A 26,378-nucleotide genomic window follows, 5' to 3' on the forward strand; every position below is an offset into this window, starting at 1 on the left:
GGGCCCTGGCACCGGGCCCGCCTGCCGCGGTTCGTCACATGCCTAGGCTCATCACGCCGTAGTCGTACGCCCGGCGGCGGTAGACCACGCTCGGACGACCGGACTCCTTGTCGTTGAACAGGTAGAAGTCGTGGCCGAGCAGTTCCATGTTGAACAGCGCGTCGTCCACGGTCATCGGGTCGCCGGGGTGCTCCTTCTCGCGCACGATGTGCCAGGGCTGGTCGTCGGTCTCCTCGATCAGGTCGAACCCGGCACTGTCCGTCGGTGCGGTCTCGACCGGGGCGAGTTCGGCCCTGGTGGCAAGGGCGGTGGCGGTATACCGCTCGGGCGGTGTGAATGCGAGTGACGCGGTCGCCGCGGCGACGGAGACCGGCGCGTGCCGGCCCCGATGGACCCGTCTGCGATCGGCGGCCCGGCTGAGCCGGCTGTCCAGTTTGCTGATCGCGCAGTCCAAGGCGCTGTAGAAGTCGGCGGCGCAGGCCTCCGCCCGGATCACCGGACCACGCGAGTAGCACGTGATCTCGACACGCTGACAGTGATCGGATTGGCGCGGATTGCGCTCGTGAAACAGCTCGACGTCGACGCGGATGAGCTTGTGGTCGTATCGCTCGACCTTCTGCAGCTTGTCAGCGACGTGCTGCCGGTAATGGTCGGGCACCTCGACGTTGCGGCCCTTGACGACGATGTCCACTCCTGACCTCCCCCACGGGTTCTTCGAAGAAAACGGGTTCGGGTTTCGGTTTCGAGACTCGGCCGGAAACGCGCCTCCCCAGAGGCTCAGCCCACGCGGCACGCGACCGAAACAGCGGGTGTCAGGTCCTCCCTTCGCGGCCGTCCCACCGCGGTTCACCCGGGAAGCGCCGCCGCGGCGAGCATTGGTCGTCTCTCGACGTTAAACCGAGGACAGCCGCTAGTCACCCCTCGTTCAGAAGAACGGTCACTTCATTCACCGAAACCCTCCCGATGGATTACCCCACGCTGTGCGGCACGTTACTTTGGGTGCAAATGGGGCATAAATCGTGTTGTACCGCTGACCTTGCGTAGTACCCTCACCCACCGGGGGGATTACGCCGCAGGCTTCGCCGACGCCAACGCCAACGCCAACGCTCCGACGCCCCAGGCGACGCCAGCCGAGGTCCACCACGCCAGCCCACCCGGCCAACGGCGCCGAGCCCCCGTGGCGCAGCCACCGAGACCCGTGGCACTGCCACGGCCGTGCAGCCACGGCGAGACCTGTGGCACAGCGACGGCCGCGCAGCCACGGTTAGGTCGGATGGCGCCCCGGCGATGGGCCACCTCGGATCGGCCGCCGGCCGCGATGCCTGCCCGCGGCCACGTGGTGCCCGACCTGCGCGTCCCAGGCTGGGCACGGTCGGCGATCACGTCCCACCCATCGGACACGGCTCGGCGCAGCGACCATGAGTCTCCGCGATCATGCGCAACCAGCACCGACACCAACGGTTTTTCATGATCACGGAGCGCTGATGTACCCCCGTGTACCAAAAGTCTCCGTGATCATGGCAAACCCGCGGTGCGGCCGGCGCTGACATCATGATCACGGAGACTTCCGGTCGCCGACCCGGCCGCGGAAATCGGAAGTTGTGCCCGGCGGGTGCGACACCCGCACCGTCCGCGCCGCCCCACCGCGCCGCCCCACCGCCCCACCGCCCCACCGCGCCGCACCGCCCCACCGCCCCACCGCACCGCCCCACCGCCCCACCGCACCACCGCACCGCACCACCCCACCGCCCCGCGCCCCACCGCCCCGCGCCACCCCGCGCCCCACCGCCGCGCCGCCCCATCGCCGCGCCGCGCCACTGCGCCGCGCCGCCCCACCGCCCCACCGCGCCGGGTCGGCCACGGAGATGCTGCCGGGTCAACCGCGGCGGCGCTGGGTGGCGGCCAGGACGGCGGTGCGGTCCACGGGGATGCCGGCCGAGGCCAGCCGCTGAGCCGCGGCCGCCAGGGTGACGCCGGTCGTGACGATGTCGTCGACGAGCACCACCGTCGCGCCCGTGCGGTGCAGGTGGGAGCGGAGGGCGGCGGCGCGATTCCGGCGTACCGAAAAAGCATGACGGGCGGCCGCGGCACGCTCCACGGCCGTCAGCTCCGCCGAGTCGCCGGGGCGTGGCAGGGCCCGCAGCGGCCGGGCGACGACCGCCCCGGGGCAGGCCCGGGCGGCGGACCTGGCCAGCCGGAGCATGTGGTCGCCGTGCCGGCGCCGGGCGGCGGCCGCGGTGCCGGGGATGGGCACCAGCACGACCCCTGCCGGCCCCCGGTTGGAGCATGATCGGGCGACGACCCGAGCAAGCAGGCCACCGAGCGCGCCGGTCAGCTCGTGCCGGTTCTCCTCCTTGTATTGCACGATCGCCCGTCGCAGCGCCCCCGCGTATGCCGCCAGGGCGAACGTCGGCGGCAGCCCCGGCGGCTCCGGATCGGGCCGGGTGGGCTGCGGCCGCGCCGAGGCCAGCGCGGCGCGGCAGCGGGCGCACAGCGCGCGGGCGGCCGGCTCCGCGCACCCCGCGCAGGTGGCGGGCAGCACCAGGTCGACCAGGCCGTCGACGAACTCGGTGAACACGGCGGATCAGTCCGAGAAAAACGGAGCGGTCGGCGGCAGCGGCTCGGCGGCTCCCGGTGCGGGTGGCGGACTGAGCTTCACCGGACCGATGTCGTCGTGGTACACGTTCTGCGCCACCCCGTTGGACTCGATCATGATCGTGTACGACGGCACGGTGGCGGACGGCGGGTTGGTGCGCACCGCCAGCGACGTCACATCCAGCTGCGACGGCGCGGCGCGCTCGCCCGTCGGCAGGACCTCCTCGATCGCGCCGTCCACGGTGATCGCGACCAGCGAGTAGGCGAACACTCCGGTGGGCGGGGCCGGGCTGGGCTTGCCGCCGACCACGAGCGTCGTCTCGGTGAGCCAGCCGACCGCCTGGGTGCTACCGAGCGACGTGGTGATCTGCTGGGGCAGTCCGCCGATGCTCAGCTTGCCGTTGTCCAACTGCAGTGTGGCGACCAGCAGGGTGCCGCCGACGATGAGCGCGATGCGGTGCCCGTCCGGCGCGACGGCGAAGGCGGTGATCGGGCCGGCCGGCAAATTGGCGACCGGTATCAGAGACTCCAGCTTTACCGACTTGTCGTCGCTCGATACGTACAGCTTGGAACCGTCGGAGATCAGCAGCCGCTGCACCGGATAGTTGATCCACTCGGGCCGGCTCAGGTGCTGGCCGACGACGCCCGTGTCGAGGTACACCGGCGGGTTGGCGATCGGCAGGTCGGGCGAGCTGACGAAGAGGCGCTGCTCGATCTTGGTCCCCGTGCCGGTCTGACGCACCAGGGCCGCACGGTTGAGCTGCCGGTTGATCGCCGCCGAGACGACGTTCTGGTTGTTCGGGCTCGGCACGAACAACGGCTGCTCGCCGGCGGGCGGGATGGCCACCGTCCGGGCAGCGCCGGCGGAGACGACGAACTTGTCCTGGCTCGCGGAGGCGAGGTCACCCGCGACGTTGTACGGCTCGTACGAGGTCGAGTCGGCGTCGTTGTGCTGATTCTCGATCATCAGCCGGACCAACGGATGCCCCGGCAGCGACCAGCGGATTTGCCGAGCCAGCCGGTTGAGGTCGTCCGGGCTGCGGCTGGCGGCCTTGCCGCTGAGGTTGACCTTGACGTCGCTGTCCTCGATGACCGGATTGTCCTTGACGTCGAACTCCTGCGGCCAGATATCGGCGACGCTGCGCAGCCATTGCGTCGGACCCACCTTGAGCCAGCGGAGCACCTCGCTGACCTGCTTGGCCGGGGAGAGCGTCCGCGGCATGTACCGCAGGTCCGGCACCAGCCGTGGATCGTCCAGGCCGGACTCCCAGAAGTAGACCGGCCGCTGGTCGTAGAGCGCGCGGAGCCCGCTCTCGCTGAGCAGCAGCTGGGCGTCCTTCGGGTCCTTGGGCTCGAACGAGTCCAGCCGCAGCTGGGTGTCGATCGTCGCCACCTGGATGTTGACCGGGATGTCGTCGAGCACCGGGTGGATGACTTCGCCGTTCGCGGTCAGCTGGCCGATCGGGTGCAGCGTGACATCGGCCTCGTACCGCCCGGACCCGACCAGCCTGGGGTAGATGACCGGATCGCGCACGATGGTCAGGTCCTTGCCGGGCACCCACCGCTTGCGCATCGCGTCGGTCATGAACTGCCGCATGCGGTCGAGAGTCTCGTTGCCCGCGTCGGGCGCGGCGCCCTCGGTGCCCAGATTGGCGCCGACCGACGACTTGAGGAACAGGTCGACCAGCGCCTGCGGCGAGTCCGCGTCCGACGGCTTCGGCGGCGTCACCCCACCCGGCGCGGCGGCGGCACTCTGCGCCGGCCCCGCGTATTTGGGATCGGTGTGCGATGGCAGCGCGCACGCCCCGAGCAGGAGCAGCGCGCCGAGCGCGGCCACCACGCCGGCGACCGCCCCACGCCCCGGCCTCCGACCGCGCCGCCACAAAGCAGGGCGCAGGTCCGCGGGAACCATCCCGGACGTGGCCCGGCGCAGCCCCGCAGGCTTGCCACTGCCCGGGCCCGGCGGCCCGGCCCGGCCCACGCGCGGCGGCGTGCGGTTGGCCGCCAGGGACAGCGGCGCGGCGCCGTCCGCACACGGCGGCGCGCAGTTGGCCGCTAGGGACCGCGGCGCGGCGCCGCCCACGCTCGGCGGCGTGGAGTTGGCCGCCGGGGGCGGCGGCGCGGCGCGGTCCGCGCACGGCGAAACCGAGTCGGCCGCTAAAGACTGCGGCGCCGTATCGGCTGCTAGAGGCGGCGGCGCCGTGTCGGCTGCTGGAGGCGGCGGCGCGGTGCGGCGCGGGTGCGGCAGTGTGGAGCCGCGCGGCAGGCGATCGGGTCGGGTCATGGCGTCTCGCCGATCAGTGCGGCCTCGTCGGCGCGGGCGTCGTCGGGGACCAGGCGCAGGGGCGAGGAGACCAGCCGGTCGCCGCTGCGGGCGGGCAGCGTCAGGCGGAACTGGGCACCCTTGCCCGGCGCACCCCACGCCTCCAGCCAGCCGCCGTGCAGGCGTGCATCCTCCAGGCTGATCGAGAGGCCGAGGCCGGTGCCGCCGGTCTGCCGGGCCCGCGACGGGTCCGCGCGCCAGAACCGGTTGAACACCAGCTTCTCCTCCCCCGGCTTGAGGCCGACGCCGTGGTCGCGGACCGTGACGGCGACCGCCGAAGCGTCTGCGGCCAGCGTGACGACCACCGGCTTGCCCTCGCCGTGCTCGACCGCGTTGCCGACCAGGTTACGCAGCACGCGCTCCACCCGGCGCGGGTCGACCTCGGCGATGACCTCGGTGTCGGGCACGACGACCTCCAGCTCGACCTTGCAACGCTCGGCCAGCGAGGACAGCTGGTCGCCGACGTGGCGCACCACCGGCACCAGGTCGGTGGGCTCGGCGTCGAGCGCGGCGAACCCGGCGTCGAACCGGCTGATCTCCAACAGGTCGGTCAGCAAGCTCTCGAACCGGTCGAGCTCGGCCTGCAGCAGCTCGGCGCTGCGCGCGGCGGCCGGGTCGAACTCGTCCCGGGACGCGAAGAGGAGGTCGGCGGCCATCCGCACGGTCGTCAGCGGAGTGCGCAGCTCGTGCGAGACGTCGGAGGTGAACCGCCGCTGCAGGCGCGACATCTCCTCCAGCCGCACGATCTGGCGCTGCAGGTTGGCGGCCATCTGGTTGAACGCGGCGGCGAGCCGCGCCAGATCGTCCTCCCCGCGGACCACCATCCGCTGGTCGAGCAGGCCGGCCGAGAGCCGCTGCGCGGTGCGCGCCGCCACCCGCACCGGCGTCACCACCAGGCGGGTCATCATGGCCGCGATCAGGGCGAGCAGCGCGACGAGGGCGATGCCGGTGCCGGTGACGACGGCGCCGGTGAACTGGACGAGCTCGTCCTCGGTGTGCAGGGGAACGAGGTAATACAGCTCGATGGGCTCGGTGCCGATGGCCACCGGGGTGCCGGTCACGAGGTACTTCTGCAGGCCGTTGCCGATGTCCAGCGTCGCGATCTGCTGATAGGTGCCGGGCTTGTCGCCCACCACCAGGGTCCGCATGCCGCGCACCTGCGGGTCGTCCATGACATACGGGTTCTTGCTGGGCGGCCACACGGCGTTGAGGTTGCCGCTGCGGCGCACCATGACGACCTCGGCCTCCGGGTCGCTGGCCGAGGCGTAGAGCTGGGTCACCACGTTGCGCAGCCGGGGCGGCAGGCTGGGGTCGTCGTTCTGGGTGAAGCCGGCCAGCTCGTGCAACGCGTAGTAGGCACCGTTGTGCGCCAGCGTGGTGGACTGGTTGAGCTTGTTGTGCAGCACGCTGTTGCTGATCAGCGACGCCACGGTGTAGCTGAACGCCAGCACCAGCGCGGCGGATAGCAGCAGCGTGATGCCGACCACCCGGAACTGCAGCGAGCGCCGCCACTGCCGGCGCAGCGCCGCCACGAACACGCGCCCCCGCCGGCTCACGGCGACGGGCACCAGCCGCCGCAGTCGCAGCCGGCGGGCATGCAGGATGATCGGGTCGATGCGCACCATCGGTCGGCCTAGCCGGTGCCGGCCTTGTAGCCGACGCCGCGAACCGTGAGGATGATCTCCGGCTTCTCCGGGTCGGGCTCGATCTTGGCGCGTAACCGCTGCACGTGGACGTTGACCAGGCGGGTGTCGGCCGCGTGGCGGTAGCCCCACACCTGCTCGAGCAGCACCTCGCGGGTGAAGACCTGGCGCGGCTTGCGCGCGAGGGCGACCAGCAGGTCGAACTCCAGCGGGGTCAGCTTGACCTCGTCGCCGTCGCGCATGACGGTGTGCGCCGGCACGTCGATGGTGATCTGGTTGCCCGGTGGCCCTATGGTCAGCAGCTCCGGCGCCACGTCCTCGCCGCGGCGCAGCCGGGCCCGCATGCGGGCGACTAACTCCTTGGGCTTGAACGGCTTCATCACATAGTCGTCGGCGCCGGACTCCAGGCCCAGGACCACGTCGACCGTGTCGCTCTTGGCGGTGAGCATCACGATCGGCACGCCCGACTCGGCTCGGATGGACCGGCACACGTCGATGCCGCTCATGCCGGGCAGCATGAGGTCGAGCAGGACGATGTCGGGGCGGGTGTCCCGGAACGCGGCGAGGGCGCGCTCACCGTCGGCCACGAAGGAGGGCAGGAAGCCCTCGCTGCGCAGGACGATGCCGAGCATCTCGGCGAGGGCGGGGTCGTCGTCGACCACCAGGACACGGGCTCTCATGCGGTCCAATATTTCACCTCCGGGGCCGGATGCGGGAACCCGACCGCCGATCTTGGCGGTCCGTGTCGGCTGGATTACCAAAAGTGACGAAGACGCCGGAAGGACAGTCGAACTCGCCCGGGCCGACTACGGTGTCCGGCGTGGAGGAGACCAGGGCCGTGATCCCGATGCGTCCGCTCACCTTCGGCGAGCTGCTGGACGCCGCGGTGTCGCTGCTGCGCGCCCAGGCGCCCGTGCTGCTCGTCGCGGCGCTGGTCCTGGCCGTGGGCGAGCAGGCTCTACTGTTCCCGCTGCGCACGTGGGCGCGGATACCGCAGCCGTATTTCGCACCGCAGTGGGACGACCTCGGCCCGTCCTGGCTGGTGTTCTGCCTCGGACTGACACTTGAGGGCACGATCCTGGCGTTACTGGGCGGTCTGGCCGGCGCCGCGGCCGGCCCGGGGCTGCTCGGCCGGCCGGTCCGCGGCCGGCAGCTGCTGGGCCAGGTGGCGCGCCGCACCCTGCCGCTGCTGGTCCTCGCGACGGTGACCGGCGTCATCCTCTTCTTCTCCGCGATCGTGCTGATGCTGCCGTGGCCGCTGTTCTTCGGGCTGCTCGGCCTCGCGGCGCCGGCGCTCGTGGTGGACCGGGTCGGGCCGTTCCGCGCCGTCGGCCGCTCGTTCAAGCTCTCCGGACGCGGGCTGCGCGGCGTCGGCATCCGGCTGGGCGGCTACCTGAGCTGGTTCGCCATCCGGCTGGCCCTCGGCCTCGGCGGAGCCGCCGTGCTGCAGTTCTGGCTGCGCAACGGCGAGACCGGCTTCGCTCTGGCCATGGCGGGAATCTGGGCGCTGGTCAACACCGTCGCCTATGCGATGCTGGCCTGCATCGACGCGGTGCTCTACCTGGAGATCCGGATGCGCGTGGAAGGCCTCGACGTCGCGATCGGCCGCCTGCGCCGGCTCGGCCGCCCGATCGATCTGGCGAGCTCGGTGGTCCTTGGGGCGGCGGTGCGATGAGCCGGGCCTGGGCCGAGTTCCTGCAGGCACTCGACGACGCCGTCGGCGTGCCGCTCACGGCGGTGCTGCTGCTGGTCGCCGCGATCGTCTTCGGCCTGCTGTGGTACTTCTACCCGCGCTGGGTGCCCCGGCGGTTGCCCCGGCTGCGCTTCGGCCGGCAGCGAAAGCGCCGCGAGGTCGACGAGCAGCTCGACGTCGACCCGGACCCCGACGAGGCGGAGCCCGAGCCGGAGCCGGACGAGACCGCGGAGGAGGTGCCCGAGCTGCCGGCGCACGTGTTCGCGTCGCTGGCCGACCGGCTCGCCGCCGAGGGCCGCTATGCCGAGGCGGTTCGCGAGCGCCTCCGCTCGATGGTGCGGGGCCTGGTCGAGCGCCGCATCCTGGAGCACCAGCCGGGCATGACGGTCACCGAGCTGGCCCGGGCGGCGGCCGCCGCGCAGCCCCGGGTCGACGCGCCGTTGCGCAACGCGACGGGCATCTTCTCCGATATCTGGTACGGCGAACGCCCCGCCACCGCCGAACACGACCACCGCATGCGAGAGCTGGCCGCGGAGGTAAGCCGATGACCACGATCCGGCACGGCGAACGCCCCGCCACCGCCGAACACGACCACCGCATGCGAGAGCTCGCCGCGGAGGTGAGCCGATGACCACCGTCGCCCGCCCCCACGCCGGCCGCGCCCAAACGTCCGGCGGAGGTAACCCATGACCGCCGCCCCGATCACCACCGCCCAGCCCGCGCAGGCCGCTCCCCCGGCGCCCGGCGCCGGTCGGCCGGCTCGCAAGCGACGCAGCCGGCGCTGGCTGCGGCTGGTCGCGCCGCCGGTGGCCGTGCTCGTGGTGCTGCTGCTGGGCACCTGGCTCTATCAGGCCGAGCAGCCCGACCTCACCGACCCGGCGTATCTGTCGCCGGACAGCCGCGCCGCCATCGGCGCCGCGGATCTGGCCGGGCGGGTCCGCGACGCCGGCGTCACCATCGTGCGCCGGGACAAAAGCTCCGACGCGCTGCTCGACGCCTACGCCGGCGACGCCACGCTGCTGATCACGACGCCGCAGCTGGTGCACAAGTTCTACCTGCGCATGCTCAAGCTGTTGCCCGCCTCGACCCGGGTGGTCATCGTCGAGCCCAACCTGGGGACCGCGATCAACGGGCTGCTGCCGTTCCTCGCCACCGACCGCGGCTACGCCGCCCGCACCGCCGCCCCCGGGTGCGATTACGCGCCCGCGGAGCAGGCCGGGCGGGCCGGGGTGGTGCGCACGCGCTACGGGCCGCTCGAGCCGGACCTCGGCCGCGAGGTCGCGCGCTGCTACAACGACGCGCTGGTGGTGTACCGGCGCGACAGCACCTCCGTCACCGTCGTCGGCTCGGCGGATCCGTTCCGCAACGACCGGATCGGCGAGTACGGCAACGCCAAGCTGGTCACCGGACTGCTCACCGGCGCGCCGAAGCTCGTCTGGCTCGACCTGCACCGCCGCGAGCCTCCGCCACTGGAGGTCGACGACCCCGGCCTGGCCGGCGCGCCCGCCGCACCGCCGTCGCTGCGGCCGGGGAGCTCCAGCGAGCCGGGCGACACCGACTTCCCGGTCGAGGGCGACGGCGGCGACCGGGGCGGTGGCGGCGGAAGCGGCAGCCAGCAACAAGAGCAGGCGTCGCAGCCCGATCCGCCCAATCCCCTGTGGGTGGCGTTCCCGCCGTGGGTGTATCCGGTGGTCGCGCTCCTCGTGTTCGCCGTGGTCCTGCTGATGGTGGCGCTCGCCCGGCGGCTCGGTGCGCCCGTGGTCGAGCCGCTGCCGGTGGTGGTGCGCTCCAGCGAGACCGCACTGGGCCGCGGGCGGCTCTACCAGCGGGCCCGGGCGCGGCCGGAGACGCTGCGCGTGCTGCGCGACGCCGCCCTGGCCCGGCTGACCCGCCTGCTGCGGCTCGAGCCCGGCGTCGATCCTGGGGTCCTCGTGGAGACGGTGGCGGCGCGCAGCGGCTGGCCACCGGAGGCGGTGAGCCAGACACTGTTCGGCCGCGAGCCCGACGAGGACGCCGAGCTGGTCGACGCGGCCGAGCGCCTCGAGCGCCTCGTCAACGCCGTCGCAACGGAGCCCACCGCGGCAACCGGGCCCCCCGAGGCAGCCGGGCCGGACATAACAAGGGAGCCCAGCGTGGCAGCGCATTCCGCCGCGCCAACGGAGCCCGGCGTGGCAGCCCAGCCCGGCGTGGCAGCCCAGCCCGGCGTCGCAGCCCAGCCCGGCGTCGCAACCAGGCCCAGCGTGCCAGCGGAGCCCGGCGTGGCAACCGGGCCCGGCGTGGCAACGGGGTCCGCTGTAGAGGCCCAGCACGGCGGAGCAACGGAACAAGGCGTACCAACGCGGCATGAAGCGACCACGGAACATGGAGCCGCACCCGGACATCCCGTCGCGCCGGACGCGCCGGGCGGCACATTCGAAGGAGAGCCACGGTGACCGACATCGCCACCCCGCTGATCGAAGGCTCGCCCGAGGCCGGCGCGGAGCAGGCCCGGGCCGCGCTCGGCCGGCTGCGCGCCGAGGTCGCCAAGGTCGTGGTCGGGCAGGACGCCGTCGTGACCGGCATGGTCATCGCCCTGCTGGCGCGCGGCCACGTGCTGCTGGAGGGCGTGCCGGGCGTGGCCAAGACGCTGCTCATCCGGACCATCGCGGCGGCGCTCGACCTCGACGCCAAGCGGGTGCAGTTCACGCCCGACCTGATGCCCGGCGACGTCACCGGGTCGCTGATCTTCGACGCCCGCAGCGCGGAGTTCCAGTTCCGGGAGGGGCCGGTCTTCACCAACCTGCTGCTCGCCGACGAAGTCAACCGCACGCCGCCGAAGACCCAGGCCTCGCTGCTGGAGGTCATGGAGGAGCGGCAGGTGTCGGTCGAGGGCCGGGCGCGGCCGCTGCCCGAGCCGTTCCTGGTCGCCGCGACGCAGAACCCGATCGAGTACGAGGGCACGTATCCGCTGCCGGAGGCCCAGCTCGACCGGTTCCTGCTCAAGCTGACCGTGCCCCTGCCGACCCGCGACGAGGAGCTGGGCGTGCTGCGCGCGCACCACCGCGGCTTCGACCCGCGGCGGCTGCGCGACGCCGGCGTCCAGCCGGTCGCGACCGCCGCCGACCTGGCCGCCGGGCGCGCCTCGGTCCAGCGGGTCTCGGTCGCCGACGGGGTGCTCGGCTACATCGTCGACCTGTGCCGCGCGACCCGGGTGTCGCCGTCGCTGGAGCTGGGCGCCTCGCCGCGTGGCGCGACCGCGCTGCTGGCCGCGTCGAAGGCGTGGGCGTGGCTGACCGGCCGCACGTATGTCACCCCGGACGACGTGAAGGCCCTGGCCCGTCCGACGCTGCGGCACCGGGTCCGGCTGCGGGCGGAGGCGGAGCTGGAGGGCGTGACCACCGACGCCGTGCTCGACTCGGTGCTGGCCACCGTCCCGACGCCGCGATGATCACCTGGCGGGCGGCCGCGCTGGTCGGCGCCGGCACGGCGCTGCTGGCGATCGTCGGCGCCGTCGCGGGCTCCGCCATCGGGGCGGCCTGGCTGTGGGGGGCGGCCGGGCTGCTGGTGCTCGCCGTCGGCGCGGCCTGCGTCGTGGACTTCCTCGGCGCCGCTTCGCCGAAGCTGCTCAAGCTCAGCCGCAGTGGCGACCAGGCGCTGTGGCTCGGCGAGACCGGGCGCGTCACGCTGCTGCTGCACAACCGCTCCGACCGGGTGCTCGCGGCGCGGGTGCGCGACTCCTGGGTGCCGTCGGCGGGCGCGTCACCGACGATGCACGACGTGCGCATCGAGCCGGGGCGGGCGGTGGCCGTCACCAGCACGCTCACCCCCACGCGGCGCGGCGACCGTCCGGCCGTGCGGGTCATGGTGCGGTCGTTCGGGCCGTTCGGGTTGACGTACCGCCAAACGAGCAAGACGACCGCGGACCGCCTCACGCCGCCGTGGCGCCTGCGGGTGTACCCGCGCTTCAACTCCCGTCGTCTGCTGCCCGAGAAGCTCGCCAGGCTCCGCGTACTGGACGGATCGGTCGTCACGCGCGGCCGGGGGCAGGGCACCGAGTTCGACGCGCTGCGTGAGTACGTCGTCGGCGACGACGTGCGCTCGATCGACTGGCGCGGCAGTGCCCGCCGGTCCGACGTCATGGTGCGCACCTGGCGGCCCGAGCGCGACCGGCGGCTGGTGTGCGTGCTGGACACCGGGCGCACCTCGGCCGCGCGCATCGGCGACGAGCCGCGCCTCGACGCGGCGATGGACGCGGCGCTGCTGCTCGCTTCGGTGGCGGCCCGCGCCGACGACCGGGTCGACCTGCTCGCCGTCGACACCGCCGTGCGCGCCTCGGTCACCAACGTCGAGAAGCGCACGCTGCTGTTCCGGCTGGTCAGCACCATGGCGCCGCTGGAGCCGAGCCTGGTGGAGACCGACTTCGGCCTGGTCGCCGGGGAGGTGCTGCGCCGGGAGCGCAAGCGGGCGCTGGTCGTGCTGTTCACCGCGCTGGAGCCGGGCGCGCTCGGCGAGGGGCTGCTGCCGGTCCTGCCGCAACTCGCGGCCCGGCACAAGGTGATCGTGGCCGCGGTGCACGACCCGGAGCTGGCCCGGATGGCCCGGGTCGGCCCAGACGCGACGCCCGCCGACGTCTACACCGCCGCCGCGGCCCAGCACGCCCTGGCCGAGCGCGACCGGGTCGCCGCCGCGCTGCGCCACCACGGCGTCGAGGTGGTCGACGCCCCGGCCGACGAGTTCGCCTCCCGCCTGACGGACCACTATCTGGCCCTGAAGCACTCCGGCCGCCTGTGACCCCCGGGCTGCCTGAAGCACTCCGGCCGCCTGTGACCCCGGGCTGGCCTGAAGCTCTCCGGGCGCCTGTGACCCCGGGCTAGCCTGTGACCCCAGGCTCGCCTGAAGCACTCCGGCCGCCTGCGAGCCCCGGGCTAGACGGCGGGGAGGGCGGCCATGGGGATCTCGCCCTCGACGGCGGTCGACTCGCCCTCGACGTGGGCCTGGCGGCCGAGCACGAAGACGTACACCAGGAACGCCACCCACACGACGAAACCGATGAAGTCCTTCACGATCATCGGCAGCGGGGCGGGGGTGACGAAGCCCTCCAGCAGGCCGCTCACAAACAGCACGCCGACCAGGCCCAGGGCGACCAGTACCCCTTCCAGCGCGGTCTCCGCCAGCGCGCGGCCGCGGGTGCGCAGCGGGCCGGGGGCGACCCACGACCAGCCGATGCGCAGGCCCACGCCGGCGCCGATGAAGACGGCGGTGAGCTCCAGCAGGCCGTGCGGGATGATCAGGCCGAAGAAGACGTCGCCGCGGCCGTAGGCGATCATGATGCCGCCCAGGAGGCCGGTGTTGAGGGCGTTGAGGAACAGCAGGTACACGACCGGGAGGAAGACGACACCCGAGGCCAGCACCTCGCCGGTGAGCAGGGCGTTGTGGGTCCAGACCCGCAGGAACGAATTTTGCGGCATGTACTCGCTGTAGTAGCCCTCGAAGTCGCTGTTCACCACGGCGTTGATGTCCGCGTCGCTGAGGAAGTAACCGGCGACCTCGGGGTTTGCCGCGATGTACCCCATCAGGCCGAACGTGAGGATCGAGAACACTGTCGCGGTGCCGCACCACCACGGCCACGCCCGGTAGACGGCCAGCGGAAACGTCCGGGTGAAGAACCGGCCCACCACGGCCCAGGAGAACGCGGGCGCGCCGGTGAGCGCGTTGCGCGCCGACAGGACCAGCCGGGACAGGCGGGCGACCAGGATCGGATCGGGCGAGCGGCTGCGGATGAGCGACAGGTGCGTCGCCGCGCGCTGGTAGAGCGCCACGAGCTCGTCGGCCTCCGCGGCGCTCAGGCGGCGCCGCCGGGAGAGGTCCTCCAGGCGCCGCCACTCGCCGCCGTGCTCGGCCACGTACGCGTCCAGGTCCACCCCGGCAGCGTAGACGGGCAGGGCACACCCAGGGGTGCCCTGCTGTAGGACACTGGTCGCCATGAACGACACGTCGGCCCCGGCGGCCGCCGGCGAGCGCCTGGTCAGCGGCGAGGCGGTCGAGCTGGAGGTGCGCGTCGCCCGGGCCGGTTCGCGGGTGCTGGCGCTGATGCTCGACATCTTCCTGCAGGCGGTGCTGCTGTGCGTGGTGCTGGTCGTGACCGCCATAGTCCTCTATTTCGCGGTACGGACCAGCCTCTTCGACCCGGGGCTGGGCGAGGCGCTGATCGTCATCGACGCGGTCGTCGTCCTGATCGGGTACCCGGTGTTCTGGGAGACCCTGCTGCGCGGCCGCACCCCCGGCAAGCTCGCGATGGGGCTGCGCGTGGTCCGCGACGACGGCGGCCCGGTGCGGTTCCGCCACGCGCTGATCCGCTGCCTGGTCGCCGTGGCGATCGAGTGGCCCGGCCTGCTGTTCCCGGTGGTGTCGTGGCTCGGCAGCCTGGGCGTGCTGCTGCTCAACCCGACGGGCAAGCGCCTCGGCGACCTGGCGGCCGGCACCATCGTGATCCACGAGCGCACGCCGGCCAGCTGGGGCTGGGTGCCGGCGATGCCGCCGCCGTTGACGCGCTGGGCGGCGCTGCTCGACCTCACCGGCCTCGACGACAGCCTGGCCCTCGCGGTGCGGCACTTCCTGGCCCGCAACCGCGAGATCGCCGAGCCGGCCCGCACCGCCCTCGGCCAGGCACTGGCCCGCGAGGTGGCGCTGTGCACGACGCCGCCGCCCCCGCCGGGCGTGCCGGGCTGGGCCTACCTGGCCGCGGTCCTCGCCGAGCGGCACCGCCGCGCGAGCGCCCGGCTGGCCCGGGCCCGGGCCGCCTCCGCGAGCGTCTGGCCGGGCCTGGCCGCAGCGCTGGCACCGCGACCGGTTGCCCCGGCCGGCCCGCCCGCCCTGCCCGGCTTCACCCCGGCCGCACCTTTGCCCGGCTTCACCCCGGCCGGACCACCGCCCCTAACGCCAACAGCGGCACACATCCGCCCGCCGACCCCACAGCGCTGACCAGCCCCACAACTCCCCAAACGCGGGCCCCAGCCGCGGCAAACGCGCGATCAAGACCTCCCGCCCGGGCCGGATCTGCGCATCCAGGACATTACGGGCCCCCGCGATCCGGGCGCCACGTCAGGAATTCGTCGCCGCCAGCCTGGCCCAGCAAGGGCGGTCTTCGGCGCGACGACCGGCCGGCCACCCGCCTTTTGTCTCCGTGATCATGCTCGCCCGGCTATGTGCACCACGGGTTTTTCATGATCACGGAGCAAAAACGTACACCTGTGTACAGTAAGTCTCCGCGATCATGGCAAACCCGTGGTGTCGGGCCGGTCGCGTGCATGATCGCGGAGGGTTATGGCCGCCGAATCCGACATATGACCCGTCAGGGTATAAATCCGAAAAGTCGTGGCACGGAGTGCCCGACTTTTCGGACCGCCGACCGACCGCAGGCGGCGGGCTGCGGGAAGGCGAGGGCTAGGCGGCGCGTTGGCCCCACTCCTGGATGTTGTAAGTCGGGCCCCACAGCGACGGGTTGTCGCGGATGTTGGCGTACTCCTGGTAGGTGAAAGTCAGCGTCGGGCGCTGCATCAGGGGCAGCACGTAAGCGTCCTTGGTCAGCAGGTCGTCGGCCTGGTTGAGCGAATCGGCGGCGTGCCTCGGGTCGACGTCCAGCGCCGCGGAGTGCACCAGCCGGTCCAGCTCCGGATTCGAGTAGCCGCCGTAGTTGCCGGGCGCCCCGCTGGACCAGCGGCGCTCGGGTGCGCTCTGGTAGAGCGGCCCGTTCACCCAGTCGGCCAGGACCAGGTCGAAGTCGGCCGTGGTGAGGGTCTGCGCCAAAGCGTCGGTGGTCTCGGCGCGGGCCTCGACGCCGATCGGCTTGAGGGCGGCGGCGATCTGCTCGGCGATCGCCGCGCGCACCGCGTTGCCGGTGTCGTAGCGCAGCCGCAGCGGGGCGACGGCCTCGCCGGCCTTGGTGACCAGGTGGCCATTTTCTAGCTTGTAGCCGGCGTCGGTGAGCAGCTTCTTCGCCTTGTTAGCGTCGCCGGAGCCCTGGCCGGTGCCGGAGATCACGTCCTTGTAGGAGGCGTCGCCGGGCACGAAGTTGTGGCTCTGCAGCGGCTTGAGGTTCTTGTCGAACGTGCCGTAGGTCTTGTCCACGATCGTCTTGACGTTGATCGCGGTGAACAGGGCCCGGCGCAGCACGGGATCGGCGAGGTACTTGTTGCGGACGTTGAGGGTGAGGTGCTCCCAGGCGTAGCTCTCGCCGATCTCGTAGATCACCCCGGGGGTGCCGGCCACGCCGGTCACCAGCGCCTGGGTCGGCACCGGGGACATGCCGGTGAGCTCCTTGGCGCGCAGGGCGGGGACGATCGCGGCCGGGTCGGGCACGAACTTGAACGTGATCCGGTCCAGGGAGGGCTTGGTCTTGCCGTACCACTTGTCGTTCTTGCGCAACACCAAGGTCTGGTCCTTGGTGTACGAGTCGATCTGGTACGGCCCGCCGGACCAGGTGGGGACCGTCTTGGCGAACCAGTCGGCGGCGGCCGCCACCCCGTCCGGCTTGGCCAGGTCGAAGCCCTGCTTGGTGGCCAGGTGCGAGGGGTAGAGCCCGTCGTCGGAGAAGTTGCCCTTCCAGTCGCCGAAGGTCTTGCCGTCGACGAGCGTCACGGTGACGGTCTTGCCGCCATCGGAGCCGACGATGCTCTTGATCACGTCGTAGCCGGACGTGCTGGCGGGGGTGCACGCGGTGCAGTGCGCCGGGTTTCCGGAGTTCTGCTTCCAGGCGAGGATGAAGTCGTCGGCGGTGACCGGGATGCCATCGCTCCACACCGCGTCCGGACGGATCTTGTAGACGACCGTCTCCGGGTTCTGGTTGGTGATGTCGGCGAAGCTGACCAGGTCCTCGTTGAGCTGCAGGCGGCCCTGCGGGTCGATCTTGAACACCTGGGGCAGCAGGCCGGCGAGCGCCTGCTTGGTCGCGGGTGTGTTTCCCTCTCTCGTGTTGACGTTCCAGCTGGTGATCGGCTGGGCGAGGCCGTAGGTGTACGAACCGCCGAGCTTGATGTCGCCGCCGTTGCACGTCGTCGGGTTCTGCTCGCAGTCGGCGAACCCGATGGTGGCCGTGGGCGACGGCTTCGCGGAGTCACCGAAGGTGCACGCGCCGAGCAACAGCCCGGCCGCAACGACGACGATCGATGCCCGCATCTGCCTTCCAGTTACAAACGCCACCCGGCCACCATAGGGTGCGCGCTAGGCCAGCAGGGCACGACCCCAGTAGTCATCGACCGCGGAGATGCCCGGCGGGCAGGCGAACAAACCGCTCGACGTGTGCCGGATGTACTCGTTGAGCGCGTCCTGGCGGGACAGCCGGGTCTGGATCGGCACGAACTGCTTGCGGGGGTCACGCTGGTAGGCGATGAAGAACAGCCCGGCGTCGAGGCGGCCCAGGCCGTCGGAGCCGTCCACGAAGTTGTACCCGCGGCGCAGCAGCCGGGCGCCGTCGTTGAACTGCTGGTGCGCCAGCCGCACGTGGGCGTCCATCGCGATGGCGGGCTTCCCGTCGGTACCCGCGGCGGAGAACGCCGGCTCGTCGAACTCCTTCGCGCCGCTTAGCGGGGCACCCTCACCCTTGTCGCGGCCGATGATCGCCTCCTGCTCGGCGAGCGAGGTGCGGTCCCACGTCTCGATGAGCATCCGGATCTTGCGGGTCACCATGTAGGAGCCGCCGGTCATCCACTCCGCGCCGTCGCCCGGCTGCACCCACAGTTGCTCGTCGAGCAGCTTGGCGTCCTCGGCCTTGAGATTGGCGGTGCCGTCCTTGAAGCCGAACAGGTTGCGCGCGGTCTGCTGGCTGCGCGACGTCGACGAGGTGCGCCCGAAGCCCAGCTGTGACCAGCGCACGCTGACCACGCCGAAGCCGATCCGGGCCAGGTTGCGCACCGCGTGCACGGCGACCTGCGGGTCGTGCGCGCACGCCTGCACGCAGATGTCGCCGCCGGAGATCTCCGGCACGAGCGTGTCCTTGGCGAACTTCGGCAGGTCGGCGAGCGCCGCCGGGCGCCGGTCGGCGATGCCGAAGCGGTCCTTGCCCTGCGCGTCGCGGAACAGCGTCGGGCCGAAGCCGATGGTGAGGGTGAGCCCGGACGGGGGCAGGCCGAGCGCCTCGCCGGTGTCGTCGGGGGCCGCCTCGGGCGCGCCGTTGACCGCGCCGATGGCGCCCGCGTCCTTGCCCTCGGTCATCCGGGCGGCCGCCGCGGTCCACCGCTTCAGCAGCTCGACCAGGTCGGCCCGCTTGTCGGTGATGACGTCGAAGGCGACGAAGTGCAGCCGGTCCTGCGCGGGCGTGACGATGCCGGCCTGGTGGGCGCCGTAGAACGGCACCGCGGCGCCGGCGTCGGCCGCCCGGGCCGGCTCGGCCGAGTCGAAGATCTGCGGGCCGATGACGCCCGCCGCCGCGGCCCCGATGGCGCCGGCCCCCGCGAGCCCGATCATCTTCCGGCGGTCCATGCCAAAACCCTTCAATCCGATGGGGTACCGCATGAGGCGCGCCCGGTCGCCCGGGCGCGCCATGCGCGCGACCTACTTCGCGGCGACCAATGGGGCGACCTTGCTGATCGGCTCGGCCAGCGCGTTGATCGCGTCGCCCAGCGCCTTGAGCTGCGCCTCGGTCAGCTCGTTGTGCAGCTTCCAGCCATCCCCGCTGCGGTACTTGTCCAGCTCCGCCTGCGCGGCGGCGAACTTGTCGTCGAGGGTCTTGGCCAGCGCGGCGTCCTTCTCCTCGATCACCGGGCGCAGCGCCGCGATCGCGGCCCGCGAGCCCTCGAGGTTGGCCTGGAAGTCCCACAGGTCGGTGTGCGAGAAGGTGTCCTCCTCGCCGGTGATCTTGCCGGTGGCCACCTCGTCGAGCAGCTCCTTGGCGCCGTTGGCGAGCTCCAGCGGGGAGAGCTGGACGGTGGCGGCCTTGTCGACGATGGTCTTGACGTCGGCGAGCAGCTTGTCGGCGTCCGGCCCGGACTTGCTGATGTCCTTGGTGACCCAGAGGTCCTTCTCGATCTTGTGGAAGCCGGTCCACTCCTGGCCGGGCTCGAGGTCGGCCTCGCGAGCGTCGATCGCCGGGTCGAGGTCGCCGAAGCTCTCGGCCACCGGCTCGATGCGCTCCCAGTAGGTGCGTGCGATCGGGAAGATCGCCTTGGCCTTCTCCGCGTCGCCGGCCTTGACCGCGTTGACGAACTCGGTCGTCTTGTCGATCAGGGCGCCGGTCTGGCTCTTCACGTACGTCTGGTAGTCCTTGGTCGCCTGGGCGAGCTTGGCGTCGTCGGTGAGCGGCGCGGCGGAGCCGGTCGCGGTGAACGAGCCGCGGATGCCGCTGCCGATCATGCCGGGCTTGCAGGCGGTCTCGTAGGTGCCGGCCGGCAGTTCCACGAGGAGGTCGCGGGTCAGGCCGGGCGCGACGTTCTCGACCTCGCCGACGATGCGGTCGCCGGGTGCGTACACGTAGAACTCGGTGACCTTGCCGCCCTTGTTGCTCACGGTGAAGGTCACCGGCCCCGAGGCCGCCTGGGTCTTCTCGACCTTGCATTCGGTGTCGGTCGCGGTCACCGCGATCTTGCCGTTGCCCGAGCCGCCGTCGGCGCTGGTGCCGCCCTTGTCGTCGGCACAGCCGGCGAGGGCGACGACCGCCAGCGCCGGGACGGCGCCGAATGTGAGCAGGCGTGATGTACGCATGGTTCTCCTACGGGAGGGTGGTGGTCGCAAGAAATTCAGGCGTTGGTGCTCGCCGGCTGCGGTGCCGGCCGGGGCGCGGCCGGCTTGCGCAGCAACGGCAGCAGGAACAGAACCAGGACGGGCACTCCGTAGGCGACCCAGGCGACGGTCTCCAGGACGGACGGCTGGGGGGTGAAGTTGAACATGCCGCGCAGCAGCTCCGCATACCAGGCGGTGGGCGGCAGCGCGCCGGAGATGTCGAAGGCGTGGTTGTTCAGGCCGGGCACGACGTTGGCCTCCTGCAGGTCGTGCACGCCGTACTTGAGGATGCCGGCCGCCACCAGCACGAGCAGGGCGCCGGTCCAGGTGAAGAACTTCGTCAGGTTGATCCGGATGGCGCTGGCGTAGAGCAGCCAGCCGAGCACGACCGCGGTGGCGAGGCCGAGCGAGATGCCGATCACCGGCTGCGCCGAGGTGGAGCCCTGCGCCGCGGCGAAGAACAGGATCGCCGTCTCCAGCCCCTCGCGGGCCACCGCGAGGAAGGCCATGGCGGCGATCGCGAACGGGCCGACGCTGATCGCGTCCTCGAGCTTGCCGCGCAGCTCCTTGCCCATCTGGCGGGCCATGCGCCGCATCCAGAAGATCATGACGGTGACGAAGACGACGGCGGCGAGCGAGGCGATCGCGTCGACCAGCTCCTGGTGCGGAGTGGAGAGCTGGGTGGTGCCCACCTGCAGCAGCACGGCGAACGCGATGGACAGCGCCGCGGCGGCGCCGACGCCGGCCCAGACGAACTTCAGCAGGGGCCTGCGGTTGCTCTTGACCAGGAACGCGACCAGGATGGAGACCACGAGGGTGATCTCCAGGCCTTCGCGCAGGCCGATCAGGTAGATGGCGGTCATTCGCAAGCTCCGCAGGTTAGCCGTACCTTACTTAGGTCAGCATTACCTTAAACCCCACTGACCTCGGCCTTCAACCCACAGACGGCTGAGCCGAGTGAACCTGGTCATGCCGGCAGACCACACGCCCGTCGCGCACCCGTGGACGCACGGAGGCCCGCCGGCCTGCGCCGACGGGCCTCGCGGGGCTGTGTGCGAGCGGTCAGTAGCGGTAGTGGTCCGCCTTGTACGGCCCCTCCACCGGCACGCCGAGGTACTCGGCCTGCTTCTTGGTCAGCTCGGTCAGCTTGGCGCCGAGGGCGTCCAGGTGCAGCCGCGCGACCTTCTCGTCGAGGTGCTTGGGCAGCGTGTAGACGCCGACCGGGTACTGCTCGGTCTTGGTGAACAGCTCGATCTGGGCGATCGTCTGGTTGGAGAAGCTGTTGGACATCACGAACGACGGGTGGCCGGTCGCGTTGCCCAGGTTCAGCAGGCGGCCCTCGCTCAGCACGATGATCGAGTGGCCGTCGTCGAACTTCCACTCGTCGACCTGGGGCTTGATGTTGATCCGGGTCACATCGGCGCGGCGGGTCAGGCCGGCCATGTCGATCTCGTTGTCGAAGTGGCCGATGTTGCCGACGATCGCCTGGTGCTTCATCCGGGCCATGTGCTCGGCGGTGATGACGTCGAGGCAGCCGGTGGCGGTGACGAAGATGTCCGCAGTCGCCACGACGTCGTCGACGGTGGCGACCTGGTAGCCGTCCATCGCCGCCTGCAGCGCGCAGATCGGGTCGACCTCGGTGACGATGACCCGGGCGCCCTGGCCGCGCAGCGACTCCGCGCAGCCCTTGCCCACGTCGCCGTAGCCGAACACGACCGCGACCTTGCCGCCGATGAGCACGTCGGTGGCGCGGTTGATGCCGTCGATAAGCGAGTGACGGCAGCCGTACTTGTTGTCGAACTTCGACTTCGTCACCGAGTCGTTGACGTTGATCGCCGGGAAGAGCAGCGTGCCGGCCTGCTGCATCTCGTAGAGCCGGTGCACGCCGGTGGTGGTCTCCTCGGTCACGCCCTTGATGCCGGCCGCGACCCGGGTCCAGCGGCGGTTGTCCTCGGACAGCGAGCGCTGCAGCACGCCCAGGATGACCGCGTACTCCTCGGAGTCGGCGGTGTCCGGCGACGGCACGGCGCCTGCGCCCTCGAACTCGGCGCCCTTGTGCACCAGCAGGGTGGCGTCGCCGCCGTCGTCGAGGATCATGTTGGGGCCCTGGCCGTCGGGCCAGACCAGCACCTGCTCGGTGCACCACCAGTACTCTTCGAGGGACTCGCCCTTCCAGGCGTACACCGGGACGCCGGCCGGCTTCTCCGGGGTGCCCTCCGGGCCGACCGCGATCGCGGCGGCGGCGTGGTCCTGGGTCGAGAAGATGTTGCAGCTGGCCCAGCGGACCTGCGCGCCGAGCGCGACGAGCGTCTCGATCAGCACCGCGGTCTGGATCGTCATGTGCAGCGAGCCGGTGATCCGCGCGCCCTTCAGCGGCTGCGCGGCGGCGAACTCACGCCGGAGCGACATCAGGCCCGGCATCTCGTGCTCGGCGAGCTGGATCTCCTTGCGCCCGAACGCGGCGAGGGACAGATCGGCCACCTTGAAGTCACCGTCGGCGACGGTCCGCGGCGGCAGCGTGCTGGTCAATGCGATCTCCTGGGTCTGCAGTGGCGAACGGCGACCTTTCACGGTACGCGGCGCCGCGGATGCGACGCCAAATACCCCCAGTAACAAGGTCTGGACAGCGTGCGGGGCGGTGGGATCACTCCCACCGCCCCGCACTTCCCCCCGGTTTGGTTCCCCCGCATGAAGCTCAGCCCCGGCTCGAACGAGGCATCAACCCTGCGTGACTTGAACATTACCCTGAGCAACTCACCATGTCCAGCAAATCTCCCGAATTCGGACACTTCGGGAATGACGAATCCGGGACGTCAGGGCGTGGCGGCCTGGAAGACCTCGCCGCTACCGCTCACCGCCAGCTCCGGGCGGGTCGCCGGCGCGAACGCGGCCTGCCCCTGGGCGAGCGCGACCGGCACGACGCCGTCGTCGACCCGGACCGAGCCGCGCGTGCACAGCACGATCCGCGGGCCGCCGCCGGGCAGGCGAACGGCCGGGGTGGAGGCGTCCAGCACCGCGCGGTGCAGGGCGAAGTCCGGCACCGGGACCGGGTAGGCGAACAGGCCGCCGCCGAGGGCGGCCGGGCGGGTCACCGGCTCGTCGAGGACCTCGAAGCGCAGCACCCGCAGCAGCTCCGGGACGTCGACGTGCTTCGGGGTCAGGCCGCCGCGCAGCACGTTGTCGGAGGCGGCCATGACCTCCACGCCCACGCCGCGCAGGTAGGCGTGCAGGTTGCCGGCCGGCATCCAGACCGCCTCGGTCGGGCGCAGGCGGATCCGGTTGAGCAGCATGGCCACGATGACGCCGGCGTCGCCCGGATACTGCGCGGCGAGGGTCACCGCCAGGTCGTAGGCCGGCTGCTCGGCGGCGCGCGGGCGGCAGGCCGCCACCACGTCGGCGACGAGCTCGGGGTCGGGCGCGCTCAGCAGGCCGCGGACCGCGTCGCGCAGGGCGGCCGCCACGTCGGGCTGCGACAGCGCGTCGAGCGTCGGCTTGAGCCGGGCCACGCCGAGCGCGGCCAGGTCGCGGCCGGCCGCGGCCGGGTCGCGGAAGCCGCACAGGGCGTCGAAGTCGGTGAGCGCGACCAGCATCTCCGGCTTGTGCCAGGCGTCGACGTAGGACGGGTGCCCGGCCGCGTGCGCGGCGCGGGCCTGCTCGAGCGTCGGGTGGGCCTGCAGGGACAGCGGCTGGGCGGCGGCGAGCACCTTGAGCAGGAACGGCAGCCGGGTGCCGAAGCGCTCGACGTTGGCCGCGCCGAGCAGGGCAACCGGGTCGGCGGCGATCGCGTCGACCAGCGAGGTGCCGCTCACCGCGAGCCGGGACGGGCTGGCCGGGTGGGCGCCCATCCACAGCTCCGCCTCCGGGTCCGCGGTCGGCGCGGGCCGGCCCTGCAGCGTGGCGATCGCGGTGTGCGAGCCCCACGCGTACTTGCGGATCGGGCTGTCGAGCAGTTCCACGGTCAGTGTGCCTCCGCGCTCGGGACGGCCGGCGTATCGGGCCGGTCGGCCTTGCTCGCCTGGTAGATGTCCGGCTCGAGGTAGATCACCCGGGCGATCGGCACGGCGGCCCGGATACGCGCCTCGGCGGCGTCGATGCCGCTGGCGATCTCGTCTGCGGTCTCGTTGTGCCGCACCGCGATCTTCGCCGCGACCAGCAGCTCGTCGGGGCCGAGGTGCACGGTGCGCATGTGGATCACGCGCTCGACCTCGGGGCCGTCCGCGATCGCCCGCTCGATGGCGTCGATCTGCTCCGGCGCGGCCGCCTCGCCGACCAGCAGGCTCTTCATCTCCACCGCGAGGATGCCGGCCACGGCGATGAGCAGGACGCCGATCGCCGCGGTGCCGATGCCGTCCCACACGCCGTTGCCGGTGATCAGGGTCAGGCCGACGCCGAACAGGGCCAGCACCAGGCCGATCAGGGCGGCCGCGTCCTCCAGCAGGATGACCGGCAGCTCCGGCTCCTTGGCCCGGCGGATGAACTGGACCCAGGTCGCCTTGCCCTTGATCTTGCGGGTCTCGCTGATGGCGGTGCGGAAGGAGAACCCCTCCATGCCGATCGCGGCGACCAGCACCACGACCGGCACCCACTGCCAGGACTCGATCGCCTCGGGATGGGTGATCTTGTGGTACGCCTCGTAGATGGCGAAGACGCCGCCGACGAAGAACAGCACGACGGCCACGATGAACGCGTAGATGTAGCGCTCGCGCCCGTAGCCGAACGGGTGCCGGGCGGTGGCCTGCCGCTGCGACTGGCGGCCGCCGAGCAGCAGCAGGCCCTGGTTGCCGGAGTCGGCGACCGAGTGGATCGCCTCGGCCAGCATCGACGAGGAGCCGGTGAGCACGAACGCGATGAACTTGGTGACGGCGATGCCGAGGTTGGCGGCCAGCGCCGCCAAGATCGCCCTCGTCCCACCTTCGGTGCTCACATCGCCTCCGCTTCGCTACGGCGATGCGAGCATCGCGCTGCCTTATGGTTCGAGGCTTCTCCGCAACGCTTCGAACCTCTCACGGACTCACCAACTCCTTCATCTCGGTAACGGCTGGGACCGTCATGGGGTCGAAGCCGTGCGCGAGCCCCAGGTAGATCGAGGCGAAGTCGGGCACGGCGACGAGCGAGGCCAATCGTTCCAGAGGAGATCCACCCTCGGCGGTGATCAGGCTCACCCGCACGCCGCGGCGCTCGGCCAGCTCCTGCACGGCCTCCGCGCGGCGCTCCTCGACCGCGACCGGCTCGTCGCCCTCCTCCTCGTCGGCGGTCAGGCCGCCGTCGCGCAGCAGCACCATGCGCAGCCGGGTCGCCGGGTGCGCCTCGTCCTCGGGGTCGGCGAAGATGTCGCGGTCGGCCTCGGCCAGGCCGCCGTAGACGCCGTCGAGCAGCCCGACCCGGCCGCGGCCGGCCTCGCCGAGAGCGCCCACCACGGCGGGGTAGCGCGCGTTGGCGGCGAGGGTGTCGCCGACCCGCCGGGCGGCGACGGTGGCCAGCGGCGAGGATCCCCAGACGATGGGCACCGAATGGGCCAGATCGAGGGCGAGGCTCTTACCCGGATTCACGAACGACTCGAGCGCCGTGCGGCACCGCTCGGCGTCGGCGTCCAGCCGGGACGCGGTCTCGGCGAAGTCGGCCTCGTTGACCTTGACCAGGCCCAGCTGCCGGCCGGCCAGCAGCACCGGCACGGCCAGGCCCCACAGGCTGGCCCGGGCCGGGGCGCGGCGCGGCACCGGGATGAACGGCGCGCGGAAGCGGTCGGCGAGGGCGTGCAGCTGGGTGTCGGGCGCGCCGATCGCGACGAGCCGGGCGCCCCGCCGGCCGGCCGCCTCGGCGGCGGCGAGCGCCTCCGGGGAGCGGCCGGACGCCGAGACGGCGATGACCACGTCGGCGGCGCCGACCCAGCCGGGGATGCCGGCGCTGCGGTGGGCGAGGACGGGAACCGGGCAGCGGGGCCCGGCGACGGTCTCCAGGATGTCGCCGGTGCGGGCGGCGGTGCCGACGCCAGCGATGACGACCGCCCGCGGGCGGCCCTCGTCGGCCAGCGCGCTCAGGTCGGTCTCGGCGGCCAGCGCCGCCGCCTCGCGGACCTGGGCACCGGCCGACGCGGTCGCGCGCAGCATGCCGCCCGGGTCGTTGCGCTCCAGGGCCTCGGCGTTGTCCAGCAGCGCCAGGTCGATCTCGCGATGTCCGCGGACCCCCGCGGTGCCCTCCAGCGGGTTCACGCCGCACCGTCCTCACCGGTAGCGTCGCCGGCCGCACCGCCGGCCGCCGGCGCCGGGCCGGTGGCCTCGTCGAGCAGCAGCACCGGGATGCCGTCGCGGATCGGGAAGACCCGCCCGCATTCCGTGCAGGTCAGCGTCTGTGCCTCCGGATCGAGCTCGAGCTCGGCGTGATGCTCGTCGGGGCAGCGCAAGATCGAAAGCAGGGCGGGGTCCACGGACACGCG

Annotated in this window: 21 protein-coding genes; 6 read left to right on the plus strand and 15 right to left on the minus strand. The window is 72.2% G+C overall.

Translation table 11 applies throughout. The features are described from left to right. Positions 1-34 precede the first annotated feature (34 nt). The 5 genes from hpf to mtrA form a co-directional block, all read right to left on the minus strand. On the minus strand, positions 35-691 hold the full coding sequence (gene hpf, locus ACQPXD_RS50755) for a ribosome hibernation-promoting factor, HPF/YfiA family (RefSeq protein WP_432831480.1): 657 nt from the start codon (positions 689-691) through the stop codon (positions 35-37). A 1,185-nt stretch (positions 692-1,876) separates the two neighbouring features. Continuing rightward, the gene (locus ACQPXD_RS50760) at positions 1,877-2,578 is read right to left on the minus strand and encodes a ComF family protein (RefSeq protein WP_432831482.1); all 702 of its coding nucleotides are present in this window, start codon (positions 2,576-2,578) and stop codon (positions 1,877-1,879) included. A gap of 6 nt (positions 2,579-2,584) precedes the next feature. Beyond that, entirely contained in the window at positions 2,585-4,879 is a 2,295-nt protein-coding gene (locus ACQPXD_RS50765) for an LpqB family beta-propeller domain-containing protein (RefSeq protein ID WP_432831484.1), read from the minus strand. Continuing rightward, a complete protein-coding gene (gene mtrB, locus ACQPXD_RS50770; protein WP_432831486.1) occupies positions 4,876-6,543 on the minus strand; it encodes an MtrAB system histidine kinase MtrB in 1,668 nt (555 codons plus the stop codon). The genes ACQPXD_RS50765 and mtrB overlap by 4 nt, the downstream gene beginning before the upstream one ends. Before the next feature lie 8 nt (positions 6,544-6,551). Then, on the minus strand, positions 6,552-7,241 hold the full coding sequence (gene mtrA, locus ACQPXD_RS50775) for an MtrAB system response regulator MtrA (protein ID WP_190251405.1): 690 nt from the start codon (positions 7,239-7,241) through the stop codon (positions 6,552-6,554). Positions 7,242-7,381: 140 nt separating this feature from the next. Between mtrA and ACQPXD_RS50780 the strand changes: the two genes are divergently transcribed. From ACQPXD_RS50780 to ACQPXD_RS50800, 5 genes are all read left to right on the plus strand, one after another. After that, positions 7,382-8,236: a hypothetical protein gene (locus tag ACQPXD_RS50780; protein WP_432831488.1), complete on the plus strand. Its 855-nt coding sequence runs from the start codon at positions 7,382-7,384 to the stop codon at positions 8,234-8,236. Beyond that, a complete protein-coding gene (locus ACQPXD_RS50785) occupies positions 8,233-8,802 on the plus strand; it encodes a DUF4129 domain-containing protein (RefSeq protein WP_432831490.1) in 570 nt (189 codons plus the stop codon). The genes ACQPXD_RS50780 and ACQPXD_RS50785 overlap by 4 nt, the downstream gene beginning before the upstream one ends. Positions 8,803-8,940: 138 nt before the next feature. Continuing rightward, positions 8,941-10,686: a DUF4350 domain-containing protein gene (locus tag ACQPXD_RS50790; RefSeq protein WP_432831492.1), complete on the plus strand. Its 1,746-nt coding sequence runs from the start codon at positions 8,941-8,943 to the stop codon at positions 10,684-10,686. Continuing rightward, positions 10,683-11,681 carry an AAA family ATPase gene (locus ACQPXD_RS50795; RefSeq protein WP_432831494.1) on the plus strand — a complete coding sequence of 333 codons (999 nt, stop codon included), beginning with the start codon at positions 10,683-10,685 and terminating at the stop codon, positions 11,679-11,681. Before ACQPXD_RS50790 ends, ACQPXD_RS50795 begins: the two co-directional genes overlap by 4 nt. Then, on the plus strand, positions 11,678-13,024 hold the full coding sequence (locus ACQPXD_RS50800; RefSeq protein ID WP_432831496.1) for a DUF58 domain-containing protein: 1,347 nt from the start codon (positions 11,678-11,680) through the stop codon (positions 13,022-13,024). Before ACQPXD_RS50795 ends, ACQPXD_RS50800 begins: the two co-directional genes overlap by 4 nt. A 134-nt stretch (positions 13,025-13,158) precedes the next feature. Here ACQPXD_RS50800 and ACQPXD_RS50805 read toward each other — a convergent pair whose 3' ends face one another. Next, the gene (locus ACQPXD_RS50805) at positions 13,159-14,154 is read right to left on the minus strand and encodes a stage II sporulation protein M (protein WP_432831498.1); all 996 of its coding nucleotides are present in this window, start codon (positions 14,152-14,154) and stop codon (positions 13,159-13,161) included. 61 nt (positions 14,155-14,215) lie between these two features. Here ACQPXD_RS50805 and ACQPXD_RS50810 point away from each other — a divergent pair, with 61 nt between their 5' ends. Beyond that, positions 14,216-15,214 carry an RDD family protein gene (locus ACQPXD_RS50810; protein ID WP_432831500.1) on the plus strand — a complete coding sequence of 333 codons (999 nt, stop codon included), beginning with the start codon at positions 14,216-14,218 and terminating at the stop codon, positions 15,212-15,214. Between the two features lie 462 nt (positions 15,215-15,676). Here the strand turns inward: ACQPXD_RS50810 and ACQPXD_RS50815 are convergent, their stop codons facing one another. From ACQPXD_RS50815 to ACQPXD_RS50855, 9 genes are all read right to left on the minus strand, one after another. Next, entirely contained in the window at positions 15,677-17,407 is a 1,731-nt protein-coding gene (locus tag ACQPXD_RS50815) for an ABC transporter family substrate-binding protein (RefSeq protein WP_432831502.1), read from the minus strand. 45 nt (positions 17,408-17,452) lie between these two features. Then, a complete protein-coding gene (efeB, locus tag ACQPXD_RS50820; RefSeq protein ID WP_432831504.1) occupies positions 17,453-18,709 on the minus strand; it encodes an iron uptake transporter deferrochelatase/peroxidase subunit in 1,257 nt (418 codons plus the stop codon). A gap of 72 nt (positions 18,710-18,781) precedes the next feature. Continuing rightward, positions 18,782-19,927 carry an iron uptake system protein EfeO gene (gene efeO / locus ACQPXD_RS50825; RefSeq protein WP_432831506.1) on the minus strand — a complete coding sequence of 382 codons (1,146 nt, stop codon included), beginning with the start codon at positions 19,925-19,927 and terminating at the stop codon, positions 18,782-18,784. A 35-nt stretch (positions 19,928-19,962) separates the two neighbouring features. Beyond that, entirely contained in the window at positions 19,963-20,808 is an 846-nt protein-coding gene (gene efeU / locus ACQPXD_RS50830) for an iron uptake transporter permease EfeU (protein WP_432831508.1), read from the minus strand. A gap of 199 nt (positions 20,809-21,007) precedes the next feature. Further along, complete coding sequence (gene ahcY, locus ACQPXD_RS50835) at positions 21,008-22,474, minus strand: adenosylhomocysteinase (RefSeq protein ID WP_432831510.1); 1,467 nt, start codon at positions 22,472-22,474, stop codon at positions 21,008-21,010. 284 nt (positions 22,475-22,758) lie between these two features. After that, on the minus strand, positions 22,759-23,901 hold the full coding sequence (gene manA / locus ACQPXD_RS50840) for a mannose-6-phosphate isomerase, class I (RefSeq protein WP_432831512.1): 1,143 nt from the start codon (positions 23,899-23,901) through the stop codon (positions 22,759-22,761). Between the two features lie 2 nt (positions 23,902-23,903). Beyond that, positions 23,904-24,869 carry a cation diffusion facilitator family transporter gene (locus ACQPXD_RS50845; protein ID WP_432831514.1) on the minus strand — a complete coding sequence of 322 codons (966 nt, stop codon included), beginning with the start codon at positions 24,867-24,869 and terminating at the stop codon, positions 23,904-23,906. Between the two features lie 79 nt (positions 24,870-24,948). Beyond that, positions 24,949-26,145, minus strand: a complete 1,197-nt coding sequence (locus ACQPXD_RS50850; RefSeq protein ID WP_432844258.1) for an SIS domain-containing protein — start codon at positions 26,143-26,145, stop codon at positions 24,949-24,951. Between the two features lie 5 nt (positions 26,146-26,150). Further along, positions 26,151-26,375, minus strand: coding sequence for a Trm112 family protein (locus ACQPXD_RS50855; RefSeq protein WP_432831516.1), 225 nt, complete (start codon positions 26,373-26,375; stop codon positions 26,151-26,153). Positions 26,376-26,378 lie beyond the last annotated feature (3 nt).

Source organism: Dactylosporangium sp. CA-092794 (assembly GCF_050948465.1).
Taxonomy (GTDB): Bacteria; Actinomycetota; Actinomycetes; order Mycobacteriales; family Micromonosporaceae; genus Dactylosporangium.